We start from the raw sequence: 290 nt of genomic DNA on the forward strand, positions 1-290 counted from the left end.
CGATGAGCACGACACGCAAGCTGCGGCTGGGGCCACTACCCAGGACGGAGAGCACCAAGCTGACCTTCTCGTGCCCGGCCAGCCTCAAGGCCGACCTGGATCGCTACGCAGCACTGCATGCACAAACCTATGGCGAGGCGGTTGATGCGATAGCGCTGATCCCGTACATGCTGGAAGCTTTCATGGCACGCGACAGGGCTTTTCGGCGGGGTAGCGGTGACCACCAGGCGTCAGCTCGCGCTCGCCTTTGACATCCTCTCCGTCCTCAGCCTTCGGCTGCCGCCTTACGG

At 63.8% G+C, this 290-nt stretch carries 1 protein-coding gene; it reads left to right on the top strand.

Features of this window, described 5'->3' with window-relative positions; all coding sequences use genetic code 11:
• Window positions 1–2 precede the first annotated feature (2 nt).
• Window positions 3–251, top strand: coding sequence for a DUF2274 domain-containing protein (locus CF68_RS10270; protein WP_035818164.1), 249 nt, complete (start codon window positions 3–5; stop codon window positions 249–251).
• The last annotated feature ends 39 nt before the right edge of the window (window positions 252–290 follow it).

The organism is Cupriavidus sp. SK-4 (assembly GCF_000611125.1).
Lineage (GTDB): Bacteria > Pseudomonadota > Gammaproteobacteria > Burkholderiales > Burkholderiaceae > Cupriavidus > Cupriavidus necator.

Bases quoted from the DNA above. Each gene is read 5' to 3' on its own strand.
- CF68_RS10270 (WP_035818164.1), top strand. From the start codon at position 3: ATGAGCACGACACGCAAGCTGCGGCTGGGGCCACTACCCAGGACGGAG.